Below are 336 nucleotides of genomic sequence, written 5' to 3'. Positions count from 1 at the left end.
CGGGGGCTCATCCCCGCCCGTGCGGGGAGCACAACATACCAGTGATGAGGAGCTTCTGAAGTTCGGGCTCATCCCCGCCCGTGCGGGGAGCACTTCGGGTACTCGAAGGTGGTATCTGCCGCCAGGGGCTCATCCCCGCCCGTGCGGGGAGCACAGCCTGCTGCAGATGCGAAGTCTCCTGCATCTGGGCTCATCCCCGCCCGTGCGGGGAGCACTTCACCGAGGATTTCCTCATCGACGTAGAGAAGGGCTCATCCCCGCCCGTGCGGGGAGCACCACCCGGTAAAGACGATTCAGCACTCATTTGTGGGCTCATCCCCGCCCGTGCGGGGAGCA

1 CRISPR repeat array is annotated in these 336 nt (G+C 65.8%).

The window, feature by feature from the left end:
- Nucleotides 1-3: 3 nt before the first annotated feature.
- Nucleotides 4-336: direct repeats of the CRISPR family, unit length 28 nt; unit sequence GGGCTCATCCCCGCCCGTGCGGGGAGCA.

This window comes from Rothia sp. HMSC065C12 (assembly GCF_001812085.1).
GTDB classification, from domain to species: domain Bacteria; phylum Actinomycetota; class Actinomycetes; order Actinomycetales; family Micrococcaceae; genus Rothia; species Rothia mucilaginosa.
Note: the sequence above shows the minus strand (reverse complement) of the source record. Positions and strands in the feature narration are given on the sequence as shown.